This is a genomic window from Streptomyces sp. NPDC002669, from assembly GCF_042889165.1.
Classification (GTDB): Bacteria; Actinomycetota; Actinomycetes; order Streptomycetales; family Streptomycetaceae; genus Streptomyces.
On sequence record NZ_JBIAQQ010000036.1, the window covers coordinates 25,743 to 42,382 of the forward strand.

The following is a 16,640-nucleotide window of genomic DNA, read 5'->3' on the forward strand; positions in this document are numbered from 1 at the left end:
CGCCCGTAGCAATGCCAGGAGAAGAACGTGGACCACAACCGCGCCGATGCCGGCGACCTGGCTCAGTACGGCTACGAACAGGAACTCAAACGCACCCTCTCCGCGTGGGCCGTGTTCGCCCTCGGCTTCGCGACGATCTCCCCGGTGGTCGGCATCTACGCCGTCGTCCAGCTCGGCTTCGTCTTCGCCGGCCCCACCTGGATCTGGGCAGTCGTCGTCGCGTTCCTGGGGCAGCTGCTGGTCGCCACGGTCTACGCCGAACTCTCCTCGCAGTTCCCGATCACCGGCGGCGTCTACCAATGGGTCCGCCGCCTGGGCGGACCCCGGCTGGGCTGGCTGGTGGGCTGGATCTACCTGGCCTCGGCCATCGCCTCCCTGACCACCGTGGCCTACCTGGGTTCCGGCTGGCTGCACATGCTCTTCAGCGACTCGGAGCCGTCCCCGCTGAACCACGTGCTGCTCGGGGTGGTCTTCATCGCCGTGGCCCTGGGCATCAACCTGCTCGGCGTCAACCCGGTCAAGCACTTCCTCAACGCGGGCATCGTCGCCGAAGGCGTCGCCTCCATCGCCATCAGCGTGTTCCTGCTGCTCTTCGCCCGCAACAACGGCTTCGGCATCCTGTTCGAGACCCTGGGCGCGGAGTCCGCCTCGGGCGGGTCCGTCGTGGCCGGTTTCGTGACGTGCCTGGCCGTGGCCGGCTGGGCCTTCCTGGGGTTCGACGCCACCACACAGGTCGCCGAGGAGACCGAGCAGCCGCGACGCAGCGTGCCCCGGGCGCTGCTGCGCTCCTACGTGTTCGTGGCGTTCACGGTCCTGCTGACCTCGGTCGCGGTGACGTTCTCGCTGCGCAGCCCCGAGGACGCCGTCTCCGGGAAGACCGCGGACCCCGTCTTCGAAGCGGTGACGCAGAGCCTGGGCGGCTGGAGCGAGAAGCCGTTCGTCGCCGTCGTCCTGGTCGCGTTCGTCGCCTGCGCCATCTCGATCCAGACCTACATCGGCCGGGCCGTCTACGCCTTCGCGCGAGACCGGCAGCTGCCCTGCTCCACCCAGCTCGCGAAGGTCGGAGAACGCCAGATCCCCTGGGTCTCGCTCACCGCGACGGCCGTCCTCGCCGCACTCGGCCTGCTGCTCGGGCTCAACGGCAACGCGGCGGCCACGCTGATCTCCTTCGGCTCCGGCGGTTTCTACTTCATCTTCCTGACGGTCGCCCTCGTCGCCCTCCTCGCACGTCTGCGCGGCCGCTGGAACCCGTCGGAGGGCGAGTTCCGCCTGGGCCGGGCCGGTCTGGTGATCAACGTCCTGGCCGTGGTGTGGCTGCTGTTCGAGGCGGTCAACATCGCCTGGCCCCGCGCCGAACTCGCCCCGCCGTCGGGCAGCTGGATCCAGGTCTGGGCCGTGGTCCTGGTCTTCTCCGTGCTGCTCGTCCTCGGCCTGGTCTACGTCGCCGTCGCCAAACCCCACACCCGGCTCTCCTCCACCCCGTCGCCCGAAGAGATCAAGGCTCACTGATGTCCGCGCACCTTTTCCCCGCCGTCGCCCATGACCCCGTGGCGGGACTGCACATCCGCGAGGTCTCCCACCGGCCCGCCGGGCCGGGCGAGGTCGAGATCGACGTCCGCGCCGCCGGGGTGTGCCACTCCGACCTGCACATCCTGACGGGCGACTGGCCCAGCGACCGCCCCCTCGTGCTGGGCCACGAGGCCGCCGGGGTGGTCACGGCCGTGGGCGAGGGCGTCGCCGCGGTGAAGCCGGGCGACCACGTCGTCCTCTCCTGGTTCGCCCCCTGCCGCCGCTGCCGCAAGTGTCTGGCCGGCATGGCCTGGCTGTGCACCGGCACCCAGGCCGTGGCGAACACCCTGCCCGACGGCACGACCCCCATCACCGACGCCCGCGGCGAGGAGCTCTGGCCCTACCTGGGCCTCGGCGCGTTCACGAGCCGGGTCGTCGTTCCCGAGTCGGCCGCGGTCAAGGTCCCCGACGAGCTGCCGTTCGGCATCGGAGCCCTCCTGGGCTGCTCGATCTCCACCGGCATCGGCGCGGCCATGAACACCGCCGGCGTGCGGCCCGGCGAATCCGCCGTCGTCATCGGCGCCGGAGGGGTGGGCCTGTCCGTGGTGATGGGCCTGCGCCTGGTGGGGGCCGATCCCATCGTCGCCGTCGACCTCTCGCCCGAGCGCCTGGCCGCCGCCGAACGCTTCGGAGCGACCCACACGCTCGACGCCGCCACGACCGACGTGGCCGCCTGGTGCCAGGAGCAGCTCGGCGGGGCCGACTACGCCTTCGAGGCCATCGGCAGCCCCAAGGTCATCGAGACCCTCCCGGCCATGCTCACCTCCGGCGGGGCAGCCGTCCTGGTCGGCATGGCCCCCGTCGACGCGACGGGCGCGTTCAACCTCTTCGACCTCGCCGATCAGGGAAAGCGCATCCTCGGCTGCAACTACGGCTCCAGCGTCGGCGCGATCGACATCCCGAAACTGGCCCGCCTCTACCTGGCCGGCCGGCTGCCGCTGGACGAGCTGATCGGCAACGTCCGCCCGCTCGACGAGGCGGCCGCCGCCTTCGACGACCTCAAGTCCGCCGTCGGGGCCCGCACCATCCTCGAACCGTAGGACACCACGCACAACCGGCCCCGCGCCGTGCCCGGACGCGGCACGAGCGGCCCCGAGCCACACTGGGACGCGGGGCCGACGCGGCCCCACAACCCCCGCACTTCCTGGAGAACCGATGTACGCCGTCACCGATCCGTCCACCGGCACCACCGCCCGGACCTACCCGACCGCCACCGATGCCGAGGTGACCGAGGCCGTCGCCACCGCCCACGCGGCCACCGCCTGGGGACGGAGCAGCACCGTGGCCGAGCGCGCCGCGCTGCTGCGCCGGCTCGGAGACCTGCACACCGAGCACCGCGCCGAACTGGCGGCGGGCATCGTGCGCGAGATGGGCAAGCCGCTCGACGAGGCGGAGGGCGAGATCGACTTCTGCGTCGACATCTACCACTACTACGCCGACCACGCCGAGGAGTTCCTCGCCGACGAGGAGCTGACCGTCACCTCCGGCCCCGGCCGCGCCGTCATCCGCCGCGGCCCGGTGGGCGTGCTGCTCGGCATCATGCCGTGGAACTTCCCCGCCTACCAGGTAGCCAGGTTCGCCGCCCCGAACCTGGCCCTCGGCAACACCATCGTCCTCAAGCACGCCCCGCAGTGCCCGGACACCGCGGCACTGCTGGAACGGCTGGTGGCCGAGGCCGGCTTCCCCACCGGCGCTTACGTCAACGTCTACGCCACCAACGAGCAGATCGCCGACGTGATCGCCGACCCGCGCGTCCACGGCGTGTCCCTGACCGGCTCGGAGCGCGCCGGTGCCGCCGTCGCCGAGATCGCCGGACGGCACCTGAAGAAGGTCGTCCTCGAACTCGGCGGCTCCGACCCGTTCATCGTGCTGTCCACCGACGACCTCGACTCCGTCGTGGACGCCGCCGTCGCCGCCCGCCTCGACAACACCGGCCAGGCATGCAACGCCGCCAAGCGGTTCGTCGTCACCGCCGGCCTCTACGACGCGTTCGTGGAGAAGTTCACCGCCGCCCTCCTCGCCCGCCAGTCCGGTGCCCCTCTGTCCTCGGTCGCCGCGGCCGACACCCTGGAGCGCCAGGTGGCCGCCGCCGTGGCGGAAGGCGCCACACTGCACACCGAGGGCGAACGCAACGGCGCCCACTTCCCGGCCGGCGTCCTCACCGGTCTCACCACCGAGCACGCCACGGCCCGCCAGGAACTCTTCGGCCCGGTCGCCATGGTCTTCCGGGCGGCCGACGAGGAGGACGCGCTGCGGATCGCCAACGACACCCCGTACGGCCTCGGTTCGTACGTCTTCACCACGGACCCCGCCCAGGCCGCCCGCGTCGCCGACGGCATCGAGGCCGGCATGGTGTTCGTCAACGGCGTCGGCGCCGAGGGCGCCGAGCTGCCCTTCGGCGGCATCAAGCGCTCCGGCTTCGGCCGCGAGCTGGGCCGCCCGGGCATCGAGGAGTTCGTCAACAAGAAGCTCATCCGCACGGTGGCGTAGCCGGCGGCGGGCCCGGGGGCCGGTGGTCCGGACGGACCACCGCGAGGTCCCTGCCGGGGCGCAGGATCAGCCGTACGCCTGAACTTGCCCCTCCCGGCCCCGGGCCCACCGTCCCGCCGGGCCCACTGTCCCGGCGGGACGGCTTTCCCGGCGGGACGGCTTTCCCCGCCCGACCGAGGGTCGGCAGACGCCTTCCGTCCGCACCGCAGGGCCCGCGGCCCCCGTGCTCGGCAGACTCCCCGTCCTGCTGGGGGACGACTGCCGCCCGAAGCCGCGCAGGGCCCTCGACGTGCGCCGGGTGTGCACCGGGGCATACGGCCCGCCGTCCGTGCCGATGGCCGTCCCGCTCACAGAACTACGGGGCGTGATCGGAGCGCGTGAGTGGCGCACGAAGGGCGTGGAGCCCCCGGCCCTCGACGCCCGCGTCCACCCGCCCCGCGGAGTGTTCTCCCCGGTCAGGGGCGAATCGTCGACCTCGTCGCACATGCGCCGCTTCCCGCTTCGGTGCCCCGCCGTGCAGGTCGCCGTACCGCGTTCGACCTCGGGACGGGGATGGGAGCACTCACCGCAGTCCTGGCCCGCGCACGTGAGAACGTCCGCCGACTGCACTTCACGGGGCGCGTCGACGCCAGGGGTCCCTGGTCTCGGGGAACGCCTCCGGACCGGGCCGGGCCCAGGGCGTCCGGCAGGTGCGACCGTACGGCGAAGGAGATGCCGGCCGCGCAACCGTTCGAGACCGATACGAGTCTAGGAACCGGAAAACTTTTCCCCTGGAAGTCACCGTCCGTTCTCCCGCCTCCCAGCAGAGGATCTCTCCATGCCGATACCCCCGCACCCCCGCCGCGCCCCCCGTGCCGTCGCCGCCACTCTCGGCGCCGTCGGCCTGATCGCACTGGCCACGGCTCCTGCCGCCTTCGGCGATGAGACCGCACCCGAATTGGTCGTCGGAGGCGTCGCGCCGGTCAAGGGGTTGAAGCCCGGGGGCGGCTTCGACCTGTCGGCAACCGTGGCGAACAAGGGCACCGGGGCAGCCGAGAAGGTGTGGATCTCCTACGCCGTCACCCGAGGGCTCGACTTCGCGGCGGTTCCCTCCAACTGCCTGACACAGCAGGTCCGTCCCTACGACGAGATGCCCGAGAGGTGGATCGCGGTGTGCGCGTTCGACCAAGTGGTGGAGCCGGGCACCGTCTACACGCCCGAGAAGCCCCTCCGCGTCGAGGCACTGGACCGCGCGCTCAACGACGAGCTGCGCGTGAACGTCTGGGACGTCGATCCCGGAGCGGACGAGAACGGCAGCACGCCGGTGGCGGGAACCGCACCGGCGGTGAAACTGGTCGAGGGACAGGCCGGGAGCGAGGGGTCCGCACGAGTGGTCACCGTGCCCATCAGCACCGTCAACACGGCCGACTACCAGGTGACGGGCGCCGCGCTGAAGGGGAGCGTCGGTGACAAGGTGACGATGAAGGTGAAGTTCACCAACGCCGGGCCCGCCTGGATCATGCCCAGGCCGGGGGACCGGTCCGTCAGCGTCAGGATCACGCCTCCCGCCGGGACGTCGGTCCTCAAGCGCGGCCAGTTCTGCCGGGCCGAGGGCAAGGGGTACGTCTGCGGCATGCGGTCGATGAACGAGGGCGGCCAGGAGACCTACACCTTCGAGCTGAAGATCGACAAGCGGGTGGCGAACGCCAAGGGCCAGGTGGCCCTGAGCACCGAGGCACGGCCGTTCGACCCCAACAAGGCCAACGACAAGGCCGACATCACGCTGGACGTCACGGGTGGAGAACCGACCGGCTCGACGGGCGGCCCGGCCGATGCCTCCGGCGGCCCGGCCGACACCTCGGGCGGCTCGTCGACGGCCGGCGACGACGGGACCACGACGAACGGCGACATCCTCGCGGAAACCGGCTCCTCCACGCTGCCGCTCGCGGGAGCGGCAGCCGCAGCGGTGGCCGTGGGCGCGGGCACGCTCCTCGCCGTGCGCCGTCACCGGGCCCGGAGCACGGACTGACGACCGTCCGGCCGCCAGGACCCGTCCGATGAGTGATCTCGCGGGGCGGGGCCTGGTGGGCCGGCAGATGTGGCGTGGGAGCGGGCAGCGATTCCGTTGCCGGGGGCCGGCGGACGGGGTCGACGGCCTGGAAGCCGTGGGCACGCTCCCACTCCGTACCAGGAACGCTGTCGTACTCGTCCGGTGCGGGCGAGCCGCCCCGTCCTCAGGGAGCCGCAGACGACCACGATCGCGCCGGGTGAGACCGTCACCTCGGTGCACCGGCGGAACTGCGAGTCCTTGAACGGGATCGGCGGGTCCGGCAGGTACTCCACGGAGGCGCCCGCGTTCGCTGGGAGGCGTACGCGCCGACTGGCGCAGTCGTGCTCCCCGCGGAAGACGGTGGCCGTCCGGATCGTCATCGCGTTCGCCGGGAACCGCCGCGCGAACAGGGCAGGGCGTGAACGGGGCCTGTCAGTGGGGTGGGTGAGGACGACCTGATGAATCACGCCATCCCCGTGCCGTTGCCGTCCGCGCTCATCGATCACCACGCGGTCGACCTGGAGCGCAAGTACACCGACGGCTGGGGCATGGAGGTGCACGACGTCGCCACCGTACCCTCCGGTGAGTTCTACGCCCTCTACCGCGTTCACCGCCGTACCTACGGCGTGGCGCGCGACGAAGCCGACCCCGCGAAGGCGAACTTCCAGTACTCACTGGTGACCAGGTACACGGCCGACGGCGGCCCGCTCGCCACCGCTACGGGGTCTGCAACCACGATCGCCGCCGACCCCGCACGCGAGCGGATCTACCACCTCAACAGGTACGGGCTGTTCGCCTGGACGGCCACCGGAGCCCGCGCCCAACGCCTCGACCTTGAGGACGAGCGGTACAAGCTGCTCAAGCACTTCAAGCTCTTCGACTGCGCCCCTGCGGGCGAACTCGTCCTCGTCCACCGCGCCCAGCACCTGATGCTCCGCATCGAGTGCCCCGCCTCCCTGGACGACCTCGACCAGGTGGTGGAGAACGCCCTGCGCTCCTGTACCGAGGAACGCACCGTCCTCAAGAAGCAGTGGCAGCCGGTGAACTGGCACTGGGCCGACGGAACAGCTCCACCGCACCGCCTCTGACGGCGCAGCGCCCCGGGCCCACACCACGAGGCGGCGCCGCGGGGCGCGGCGACAGCGGCACGAGCACACACGGCCGGGCTCCCTTCACCCGTCCCGATACTGCGGTGAGCGCAGGGACTCCGGGGCGGGCGGGGCGCCGGGTTCTCCCCGCAGCACCTGACCCAGCCCCCTGACCTCACGTTCCAGGCGGGCGGCCATGGTCCTCACCGTCGTACTCGATGCCCCTGCCCGGAGCTGTTCGGCCAGGCCGTGTGCCTGCGTCTCGATGTCGGACAACAGAGTGGGCAGCTGCGCCAGCAGGCCGGTCGCGGCCCTGGTGCGCAACAGGGCCGCCTGCTTGCGCAGTTGCGTGTTCTTCCGGTGCAGGTCGACGAAGACGGCCGCCTTGGCGCGCAGCAGCCAGGGATCATACGGCCGCGACACATGGTCCACCGCACCGGCCGCGTACCCACGGAAGGTGGCGTGGGGCCCCATCTCGTACGCGCTGACGAAGATGATCGGGGTGTCGCGAGTCTGCGAACGGCGCTTGATGCGCGAGGCGGTCTCGTGGCCGTCCATCCCCGACATCTGGGTGGCGAGCAGAACGAGGGCGAATTCGTCGTCGTCCAGCGCCTTGAGCGCTTCCTCTCCCGACGGGGCGCGGACGAGTGTCTGGCCGAGTGCGGACAGGTCGGCTTCCAGCCCCAGCAGGTTTTCCGGCCGGTCGTCGACCAGAAGGATCTTGACCTTCGTGTCCGTGGCGGAGGACGGTGCCGAGGACAGGGCGGGGGCCCTGGGATCCGTTCGCTGAGCCACGGGCGGTTGTGGCCGGGCCCGTTCCCGGTATGCCGGGGGTCCGGGGGCCGGGGGAGGCCGGTCGAGGGGCGGGGCGTCGAGGTGCGTGGCGACGCCGAGGCGTTTCAGCAGCCGCTCCTCCAGTTGGGCGAAGGACCGTTCGGGCGCGCCGACAGCGGCAGTGCCTCCCGGGTGCGCCACCCAGGCGGTGAAACTCGGCGAGTGCCGGACACACGCTGCCAGGCGGTCGGCGATCAGCCGGGTGGTGCGCAGCAGCTCGCGGGCGGGAAGGGTGCCGAGGAGGATGCGTCGTGCGTCGTCGGAGAAGTCGAAGAACTCCGGCTGCGGCAACCGGCCGGTGGTGTCCGCGGCGGTGTTGTGCATGAGGCCACCGAGAAAGACCTCCACGAGGTGCCCGGTGTCCGCCGGAGGGCCCAGGGCCTCCTGCACCATGCGCATGACGGGCGGGGTGACGGGCGCCACGGCCGCGAGGTGGGCGGCGAGCCGGTACGCCTCCGGGCTGGCCGCGCCGCGGAAGCGCAGGACGGCTTCGGCGTCCGGATCCTGCCGGGTCCCGGCGTGCCGGGGTTGGGCGACGGACCGCCCGATGTCCCACAGCGGCAGCACCGCGGTCGCGCTCGGTGAGGCGACCAGCCGGGCCCAGTCACCGACGGCGGCCGGCGTGGGTTCGAGCACCGGGACGGGGACGGAGCCGAAGCCGACCAGATCCGCCGGCAGGCTCGGGTCGGTGACGTGCCAGGCGGTGGTGGGACCGCCCCTGCGGACACTGGTGACGTGCCACGGCCGGGCCGTGATGCCCGAGTTCGCCCAGAGCCGGGCGGGCAGCGCCTGCAGGATCGCGGTGGGTTGCCGTCGGGCCCACAGCCCCACCGCCTCGCTCATCCGGCCGTCCCACCACGCGTCGCCGACGCCGTCACTGACCACGAGGACAAGAGTGCCGCCGGTGGGGTCGCAGAGCGCGGCCGGCGGAAGATGGGGACCTTGCTGCCGGTAGGGACGGTTGCTCAGCAACGGGGCGTGGGGACCGCGGGTGTCGAGCCCGAACACGCGGACGTCGCGGAAGGCCCCGGCCCGTTCCATCAATGTGCGGATCTCGGAGGCCAGACGCTTCCACAGAACCATGGACACGCCGTCGTCGATCAGCAGGGCGAGGGAGAGCCAGCGGCTGCGGGCGGGACTCGTCACGGTCTCGGGCAGACCCGTCTCGGCCATGGCGTCCACCGTCCGGGCCACGTCCAGCTCCTGACGGAGCCGATCGGGGAGCCGTTGCCGCAACGGCCGCAACGCCTTGCCGAGCGTGAGATGACGGCCGGGCAGGACATGGAGGCCCGGGGTGCGCAGGGCGTGCGCCCGGTGCGGGGCCGGCTCCGGCCCGCCGCCCCCCTTCCCCCGCGGAGCCGCATGCAGGGGGAACAGGCGGTGCGGGACGACCTCCGGCGGCGGCTGCGCACCCGGTTGCGCGGGATCGTCCGCGCCGGGGCTCCGGGGCTCACCCTGCTCGGCGGCCTGCCGTGAAGGGGCGGCCGGGGCCGGACGTCGCACCAACGGGTCGACGTCGCCCGGCAGGGTCCTGGCCAGCCACAGGACATCGAGGAGTTCCTCGTCGGCGAGGTCGACGCCGCTCCTGGCCAGGATCTCCCTCAGACGTCCGAGCATGCCCTCATACCACCCCGCCGAGTTGGTGCAGAACGGCGTCGAGCAGCCGGCCGGCGTCCAGGTCGATACCGCCCTTGCGCAGGAAGACCGCGTTGAGAAGCTGATCGGTCGCGAGTTCCCCGGGCGCGCGACGGCCGAGGAACTCCTCCAGCAGGTCGTCGATGTCCTGGAGCGCCTCCCGGCCCAGGTGCGCGGCGACGATGTCCCGCAGCCGCTCCTCGTCGGGCTCCGGCAGGTCGAGACGGACGCACCGGCGGAGGAAGGCGGGCGGGAACTCGCGTTCACCGTTGCTGGTGATGACCACGACGGGGAACTCACGGCCGCGGACGCGTCCCCGGACCACCGTGGCCGGCGCGTCCGGGTCGTCGGTCCGGACATGGACCGTGGAGTGTTCCTCGGGGAGGCGGCTGAGCTCCGGAATCTCGAACTCGCCCTCCTCGAACACCGTGAGCAGGTCGTTGGGCAGATCGACGTCCCCCTTGTCCAGCTCGTCGATGAGCAGGACCCTGGGCCGGTCCCGGGCCAGCAGCGCGTTGCCCAGGGGGCCGAGCCGGACGTACTGGCCGATGCCCGGTCCGGAGCCGTCCGTGTCCCGGCGGAGGTTCGCCTCCCGCAACCGGCCGATCGCGTCGTAGTGGTAGAGGGCGTCCTGCAGGCTCGAACGGCTGTTGACCGGCCAGTGCAGGACCCGGCCGAGGGCGAGTTCATGGGCGATCGCGTGGGCCAGGGAGGACTTTCCGGTACCGGGATGTCCCGTGACCAGCAGAGGACGGCGCAGGTGGAGGGCGGCGTTGACGATGTCCGCGTCGTCGGGGTCGATCAGATACGGACGGGGGCGCGCGGCCCGCGAGCCGTCGGGCTCCTCCGGATGGAGCCGGCGCCAGGGCGGGGCGGGCGGGAAGGGGACCGCACGGGGCGCTCCATCGCCCCGGAAGAGCCGCCAGTCCCCGTCGCGGGACGGGGCGGAGCGGCCGGTGGCAGCGGATTCTGCGGCGGTCATGACGCGTGGGCTCCTTCTGGGGGGTCCTGCAGGGTCAGCGATTCGGGCCGCGGCCGCCGCCCGTGTTCCTCCCACACGAGTGCGGGGCGCGCCGGGAGCGCCTCCGGCTCGTCGAACGCCGCCCCGCGGAAGACGCGGACCCGCTCGGGCAGATCGGCGAGCGGGCCGGTGGGGTCCAGCTGGTGCAGCCCGGCCGCGTCCGCGGGGCAGTCGGTCCGTCGGTCCCAGAGGACGACCGGGACGCCGAGCGCCAGGCAGAGTTCGAGCAGCGCGTTCCGCTGTTCCGGGGAACCGTGGAGCACGACCTGGGTGGCGTCACGGTGAGTGGTCTGCAGCAGCCGCCTGAGCCGTGGCCGAGTGACCCGCTCGTCGTCGACCACCAAGGGGGCCGCGTGCCCGCTCTCCCAGCGCCGCCGGTGCTCACGTTCCCTGCCGCGCACCAGGTCGCTCATCTCCGGGCAGCTCAGGGTGAGACAGAACTCGGCGCCGATCGGCTGGTCGGGCACGAACTCGTTGGGTGCCCCGGGGTTCCACTCGTCGACGGGCAGATGGAGGCTGTCGCGGGCCACCAGCACCGTCGCGTGCGGCGTGGCCGTCGGACCGAGTTCGTCCGCGACGACCTCGACGGCGTCGCGCACCCGCCGGGCCACTTCCTCGGGCGTCCTCGGCGCACTCTCCGCCTCGTGGAGGGAGGTGTGCGTGCCGTCGGCGCGGGCGAGCAGAATGCGGCAGTAGTAGCTCTCGCGCGGCTCGGTCCGCGCGCGGGACACCTCGACGACGACGCGGGAGAAGGGGGACGACTGCCGGGCGGCCCAGCGGTCGGCGTCCGTGCGTCGCTCGGCGAGCGCCGCCGGATGGATACCGGTCCGGGCGGCCACCTGATCGGACCAGCCGCGCAACTCCGCCCCCGCTTCCCTTCCCAGGGCGGCGGCCACGCATTCGACCAGGCGGAGCAGGGCCGGCACGGGAGGTGTGCCGTCCGGTACGCGCTCACTGTCGGAGACGGACTCCAGGTGCTCGACGACGGGTTCGAGGTCGTCGGCGCACAGATGCGTGCGGTTCAACGGGTCGGGCAGCCAGGCATAGCGCAGGGCCTCGCGGGCGGCACGAGGTATCAGCGCGGGCTGCTCCTTGCAGACGTCGCGGAGCAGCTCCAGCAAGTGCTTGCACTCGTCCAGGGACAGGAGCAGGCACAGCCCGCCGGCACGGGCACGGGTGAGGACGGCCGTCAGACGGCTGCGCTCGTCCTCGCCGGTGAGGGCCGGGGCCAGGGTGCTGCTCAAGGAGGGCAGGGCGCGGGGATGGGCCGCCACGAGTGCCGCGAGGTCGGGCACGGTCGGCTCATGGCTGTCGGGGACGGTGTACCCGAGCCGCCGCGCGAGGGCACGGGCATGCGCCGCGTAGGTGATCCGGCCACCGAGCACCGACCACAGGAGCCGCTCGGTCTCCCGCTCGACCGGGCCGCGTTCCGCCGCGGGCCGGGCCGTCGGGAGGGCGGCGCCGATCTCGGCCGGGCGGGGTGGACCGCCGGCGTACCGCCGCAGGAGCGCCTCGAAGCCGTCGTCCCCGACGAAGCGATGCGCCGGGAGGGCTCGCAGACGGCGGTTGCCGTAGGACAACTCGTCGCGGATCACCACGCCCACCAGATGGTCCTCGCAGAACACCGCGGTTCCCGAGGCGCCTCCCCAGGCCTTGCGACCGTCGTCGCGGAGGTCGGGCGCGAGCTCCTGGTCGAGCACATAGAGGCCGCGGGCCCCGGAGGACAACGGAGGCAGGACACCCCGGAGGTGCTCGGCGTCGCGCCCCTCTTCCGCGGATGCCAGCGGAAAGCCCAGCCCTTCATAACGCAACGGAGCCGTGCCCACGGGGCGCCCCCATCGAACCGACCCCGGTACGTCGATCTCGTCGTGCGTGAGCAGCAGGGCCACGTCCAGATCCTGCGGATGGACCCAGATCGGCTCCGCTGCGGTGCGCACCGTCTCACCGCGACCCGGGTGCCCCACCCTGACCTGGATCTCCTCCCAGTAGGCCCCGCTTTCGCGGTCCCGGAGGACGTGCCCGGCGGTGAGCACCAGGCGGGGCGCGACGAGATAGCCGGAGCCGACGCGATGGCGCACCCGCGTGGTTCCGCTGCGGATCAGCACCAGTCTGTGCGGGTCCATCACTCCTCGTCCCAGGACCCGGTTTCGGTATCGCTGATCTCAGGACTGGAACCGCCGCGGGCCCGGTCCCGGACCAAAAGTTTCAGCGTCAGCCGGTGGGTGCGGACGGTGGAGTGCTCCCCGCCCACGCCGACGCTCGCCACACCGAAGCTGAACTTGCCGTCCCCCTTGCCGCTGTCGCGCACCTCCAACTGCAGCTCCAGTTCGGCCTCCTCGACGCCGAACGCGAATTGCTGGTCCGCCCCCAGGGCCTGCGCCTGATAGAGCTCCTGTCGCAGTTCCTCGATCGCTGCGGCAAGACCGATCCCCGCCATCCCCACCCCCAACGCACACTGTGCCTGCGGAGTAGTCTGCCAAGATTTCGGGGCCGGGCGCCCGGGTTTCGGGGAACAGGCGCGGCGGGGCGCGTGCCGGGCGAGCGGGGAGGCGGGGCCGCGTTCGCCGTCGCGGCTCACGCACATGACTCCAGGCATCGCCCGGACAGTCGGGCCGTCGGCCGGAATCAGACGGCCCGGCAGGTTGCCAGGCCCGCTTCTGCCCGGGCGTATTCGAAGACGTGTGTTTCGGAGCCGGGGACGGCGAGCGCGGCCAAAAACTGTTCGAGCCCTTCGTGGAAGCGGCCCGAGGTGGCGTACGTCTGGCCGAGCCGGCAGTGGATGTCCATCTCCAGCCGGTTGTACTGAGGTTCCTTCAGAGGGTCGAGCTGCTCGTGCACGGCGAGTGCTTCGTGGTGGAGGGACAGGGCGTTGTCCGGGTCGGTGGTCTCCTGGGCGGTGCCGAGCCGGGTCAGCAGGAACGCCTGCTGGAAGGTGGGCGCGCTCCGTGCGACGAGGTCGAGGGCGCGACGGAACATGTTGTACGCCTCACGGCGGCGGCCCTGACCGAGGTGGACCTCCCCGATGCAGAAGAGTGCCTGGCTCAGCAGATTGGGCCTGCCACTGGTCTCGGCGTGGGCGTAGGCGAGGCCGAAGCAGTCCAGTGCGGCTTCGACGCGTCCGTAGTGGTGATGGACCGAACCGAGCAGGCTGAGCGCCATGCCGGTGAGCCAGTTGTCGGCCACCCCCTCGGAAAGGTTCAGGGCCGTGGTCAGCTGAGGGATGGCATCCTCCCCCCGGCCCAGATTGAGGGCCACGGCTCCCAACCCGGCCAGAGCGCGGGCCTCTTCGCGCACTTCACCGTTCCGGCGGCTGAGCTCCAGGGCCGAGGTGAACCACGCGTGTGCCTCCGTGAACCGGCCCTGATAGATATCGGCCATTCCCATGTTGCTTCGCAGAGCGGGAGCCATCCGCAGATCGGTCGCTTCGTCGGCGTGGGCGAGCGCCGTCCCAAGGGTGGTTCGGAGCTCGTGATAGTGGCCCCGGCGCAGGAAGTGGTCGGTCAGCGCCTCGGCGATCCAGCAGGCATGATCGGCCTCGCCCAGCGCGGCGGCATACGCGACCACGTCGGGCAGCCCGGCACCTGCTGCATCCAGCCACCGCTCCGCGTGCTGCCAGTCCGAGAACAGTGTGCCGGTGGGCTGCGGGCCGGTGGGGAACCCACCGGGGCCCCAGTCACTGGCGAGACGGCCCGCGTCCAGGTAGAGGCGGAGCAGGGCGCTACGTGCCGGGGAGTGTTCACCGGGCGCGGTCCGGGCGAGGCGGCGGGCGTGCGCCCGGACCAGGTCGTGGAAGCGGTAGCGGCCCGGACCGGGCTGCTGGAGGAGACTGACGTCGACGAGGCCCTCCAGAACATTCTCCGCCTCGGCCGGCGGGCAGCCCAGCATGGCCGCCGACACCAGCTTGTCGACCTCGGCCGTCGGAGCGAGCCCCAGGACCCGGAACCCGCGCTGCAACGGCGGGGGGAGCTGGTCGTAGGAGAGGCGGAACGCCGCTTCGACACTGCGGTTCCCGGCGCTGAGTTCGGCGAGCCGGTCCTCGCCGCCGCCCATCCGCTCCACCAGGAACGCGGGTGTCCACGTGGGCCGGGTCTGCAGCCGTGCCCCGACGATCCGCAGTGCCAGGGGCAGGCCGTCGCAGAGCCGGACCAGTTCACCCATGGCCTCCGGCTCGTTGTCCGCGCGCTCCTCCCCGACCAGGTGCCGCAGCAGTGCTGCCGCACCACCGGCTGCCAGAGGCTCCAGGGTGATCCTGAGACCGGCGTCGAGTTCGACCATGCGACGGCGACTGGTGACCAGCACACGGCTGCCCGGCCCGGCCGGAAGGAGCGGTGCGACCTGGCGCGCGCTCGCGGCATCGTCCAGTACCAGCAGGAGCCGCAGCGAGTTCGTGGCGGTGCGCCACGCCGCGGTGAGTTCGTCGAGGTCGCTCAGTGCCTCGCTGTTGGGCTCGCCCAGGGAGCGGAGGAGCTTGCGCAGGACCCGCTGCGGTGCGAGGCTCTGCTGCTCCTCGCTGTGTGCCCGCAGATCCGCGTAGAGGCACCCGTCCGGGTAGTCGGCGCGCAGCCGACGGGCGGCGTGGAGGACGAGCGTGCTCTTGCCGACCCCCGCAGTGCCGTCGACGGCCGTGAGGGACACCGTGTCGTCCGGGACCGGTGCGGTCAGCAGATCCAGTTCGCGTGCACGCCCCTCGATGTGCCCGACGGCGCCGGGCAGGTCGTTCACCGGGCGCCGGGCACGGGCCGGCCGGGCAGGCGGGCCGCCGAGGAGGAACGCGTCGTCGCGCCGCAGAACCGCCTCGTGGACGCGCTGGAGTTGTGGTCCGGGATCGACGCCCAGTTCGTGGGCGAGCCGTACGCGCATCGCTGCGAAGGCCCTCAACGCATCACCTTGCCGCTCGACCGCGTACAGGGCACGCATGCGCAGCCCCAGCATCGGTTCGTTGAGCGGGTCGGCCGCCGTGAGCGCGCTCAGCTCGTCAAGGGTCTCACCGGCGCGCCCCAGTCCGACCAGACACTCCAGCCTTCCCGCCCGGAGCATGCCGCGACGCTCCGCCAGCAGTTGCCGCTCGCCCCGGGCGAACGGGCCGGGCAGCCCGGCCAGAGGCTCTCCTTCGAACAGGGCGAGTGCAGCGGCGAACCTGTCGGTGGCGGTGGCCAGGTCGCCCGCCTCCTTGGCCCGCCGCGCCGCCCGGGTGTGTGCCTCGAGTTCCGCGGTGTCCAGTTCGAGGTCGTCGAGGACGAAGCGGTATCCGCCGCCCCCGCCGCGGATCACCGAGGCCCCCGGCCCGGCTCCTTGCGGATCGAGCGCTTTGCGCAACGCGAAGACGTAGCTGGGAAGTACACGATGGCCCGATCCCGGCAGCTGTGTGCCCCATACGTCGTCGAGCAGTTGCTCGTAGCCGACCGGACTGCCCCGACGCAGGACCAGCGCCACCAGCACGGCCCGCCTCCGAACGGGACCGACGTCCAGCACCGTCGTGCCGCGCCGTACGCGGACCGGGCCGAGTATCTCGACCCGAAGCCGCTCCGTCGCCCCGCCGCCCGACACGGCCCCTCGGCTTCCCCTCACTGCCACCTCGCACATCATCAAAATTTCATCCGCGCTGAAACACCTGCGGCCATGGTGGGCGGGACCGCGCGGGACCGGAGGCGAAGTCGCCTACGTGCAACGGAGTTCGGCACGGCGTCCCTCGGCTGTTCCGGGCGGGGAAGGAAGGCCATGAGGGGACCTTCCGTCCTTGTCCGGAACCAGGGGAACGCTCGCGAGGACCCGGGGCTGTGCGGGAACCAGTTCCGCTCGACCCGCCCGCGTCGTACGGCCCCGGGGGCCCGCAAGAACCCCCGCTTCTCACGAGGGTAGTGCTGCGGTACCCGTGGTCGGCACGTGAAAGAGGCAAGTCCAAGCCGTCAGCGGCAAGTTGGCCGAATGCAGGCCACGACGGCGCGACGCGCGGAACGGAAGCGAGGAACCGGCC

General features: G+C 72.1%; 11 protein-coding genes and 1 pseudogene. 5 read left to right on the plus strand and 7 right to left on the minus strand.

All coding sequences use genetic code 11. From position 1 onward, the window contains the following. Nucleotides 1-27: 27 nt before the first annotated feature. The 4 genes from ACFYW1_RS34800 (at nt 28) to ACFYW1_RS34815 (ending at nt 6,067) form a co-directional block, all read left to right on the plus strand. Nucleotides 28-1,509, plus strand: a complete 1,482-nt coding sequence (locus tag ACFYW1_RS34800; RefSeq protein ID WP_389002626.1) for an APC family permease — start codon at nt 28-30, stop codon at nt 1,507-1,509. After that, on the plus strand, nt 1,509-2,609 hold the full coding sequence (locus ACFYW1_RS34805) for an alcohol dehydrogenase catalytic domain-containing protein (protein ID WP_389002629.1): 1,101 nt from the start codon (nt 1,509-1,511) through the stop codon (nt 2,607-2,609). Before ACFYW1_RS34800 ends, ACFYW1_RS34805 begins: the two co-directional genes overlap by 1 nt. Nucleotides 2,610-2,724: 115 nt before the next feature. Further along, nucleotides 2,725-4,059 (plus strand): NAD-dependent succinate-semialdehyde dehydrogenase, encoded by a 1,335-nt coding sequence (locus ACFYW1_RS34810; protein ID WP_389002632.1) that lies wholly within the window; start codon nt 2,725-2,727, stop codon nt 4,057-4,059. A gap of 817 nt (nt 4,060-4,876) precedes the next feature. Next, a complete protein-coding gene (locus tag ACFYW1_RS34815) occupies nt 4,877-6,067 on the plus strand; it encodes a hypothetical protein (RefSeq protein WP_389002635.1) in 1,191 nt (396 codons plus the stop codon). On the opposite strand, the gene ACFYW1_RS34820 is transcribed toward ACFYW1_RS34815, so the two are convergent. Continuing rightward, nucleotides 6,043-6,468, minus strand: coding sequence for an urease accessory protein UreD (locus tag ACFYW1_RS34820; protein WP_389002638.1), 426 nt, complete (start codon nt 6,466-6,468; stop codon nt 6,043-6,045). The genes ACFYW1_RS34815 and ACFYW1_RS34820 overlap by 25 nt on opposite strands. Nucleotides 6,469-6,546: 78 nt before the next feature. Between ACFYW1_RS34820 and ACFYW1_RS34825 the strand changes: the two genes are divergently transcribed. Next, entirely contained in the window at nt 6,547-7,176 is a 630-nt protein-coding gene (locus tag ACFYW1_RS34825; RefSeq protein WP_389002641.1) for a hypothetical protein, read from the plus strand. A gap of 84 nt (nt 7,177-7,260) precedes the next feature. Here ACFYW1_RS34825 and ACFYW1_RS34830 read toward each other — a convergent pair whose 3' ends face one another. The 6 genes and pseudogenes from ACFYW1_RS34830 to ACFYW1_RS34855 all read right to left on the minus strand — a co-directional run bounded on the left by ACFYW1_RS34830 (nt 7,261) and on the right by ACFYW1_RS34855 (nt 16,240). Next, the gene (locus ACFYW1_RS34830) at nt 7,261-7,938 is read right to left on the minus strand and encodes a two-component system response regulator (RefSeq protein WP_389002731.1); all 678 of its coding nucleotides are present in this window, start codon (nt 7,936-7,938) and stop codon (nt 7,261-7,263) included. Nucleotides 7,939-8,196: 258 nt separating this feature from the next. Next, nucleotides 8,197-9,627, minus strand: a pseudogene (locus ACFYW1_RS34835) (SAV_2336 N-terminal domain-related protein); the annotation flags it as partial. Between the two features lie 4 nt (nt 9,628-9,631). Continuing rightward, nucleotides 9,632-10,627: an AAA family ATPase gene (locus ACFYW1_RS34840; protein ID WP_389002644.1), complete on the minus strand. Its 996-nt coding sequence runs from the start codon at nt 10,625-10,627 to the stop codon at nt 9,632-9,634. Then, nucleotides 10,624-12,789 carry a hypothetical protein gene (locus ACFYW1_RS34845; RefSeq protein WP_389002647.1) on the minus strand — a complete coding sequence of 722 codons (2,166 nt, stop codon included), beginning with the start codon at nt 12,787-12,789 and terminating at the stop codon, nt 10,624-10,626. Before ACFYW1_RS34845 ends, ACFYW1_RS34840 begins: the two co-directional genes overlap by 4 nt. Then, nucleotides 12,789-13,103: a trypco2 family protein gene (locus ACFYW1_RS34850; RefSeq protein ID WP_389002650.1), complete on the minus strand. Its 315-nt coding sequence runs from the start codon at nt 13,101-13,103 to the stop codon at nt 12,789-12,791. Before ACFYW1_RS34850 ends, ACFYW1_RS34845 begins: the two co-directional genes overlap by 1 nt. Before the next feature lie 188 nt (nt 13,104-13,291). Continuing rightward, nucleotides 13,292-16,240 carry a BTAD domain-containing putative transcriptional regulator gene (locus ACFYW1_RS34855; RefSeq protein ID WP_389002653.1) on the minus strand — a complete coding sequence of 983 codons (2,949 nt, stop codon included), beginning with the start codon at nt 16,238-16,240 and terminating at the stop codon, nt 13,292-13,294. Nucleotides 16,241-16,640: the final 400 nt, after the last annotated feature.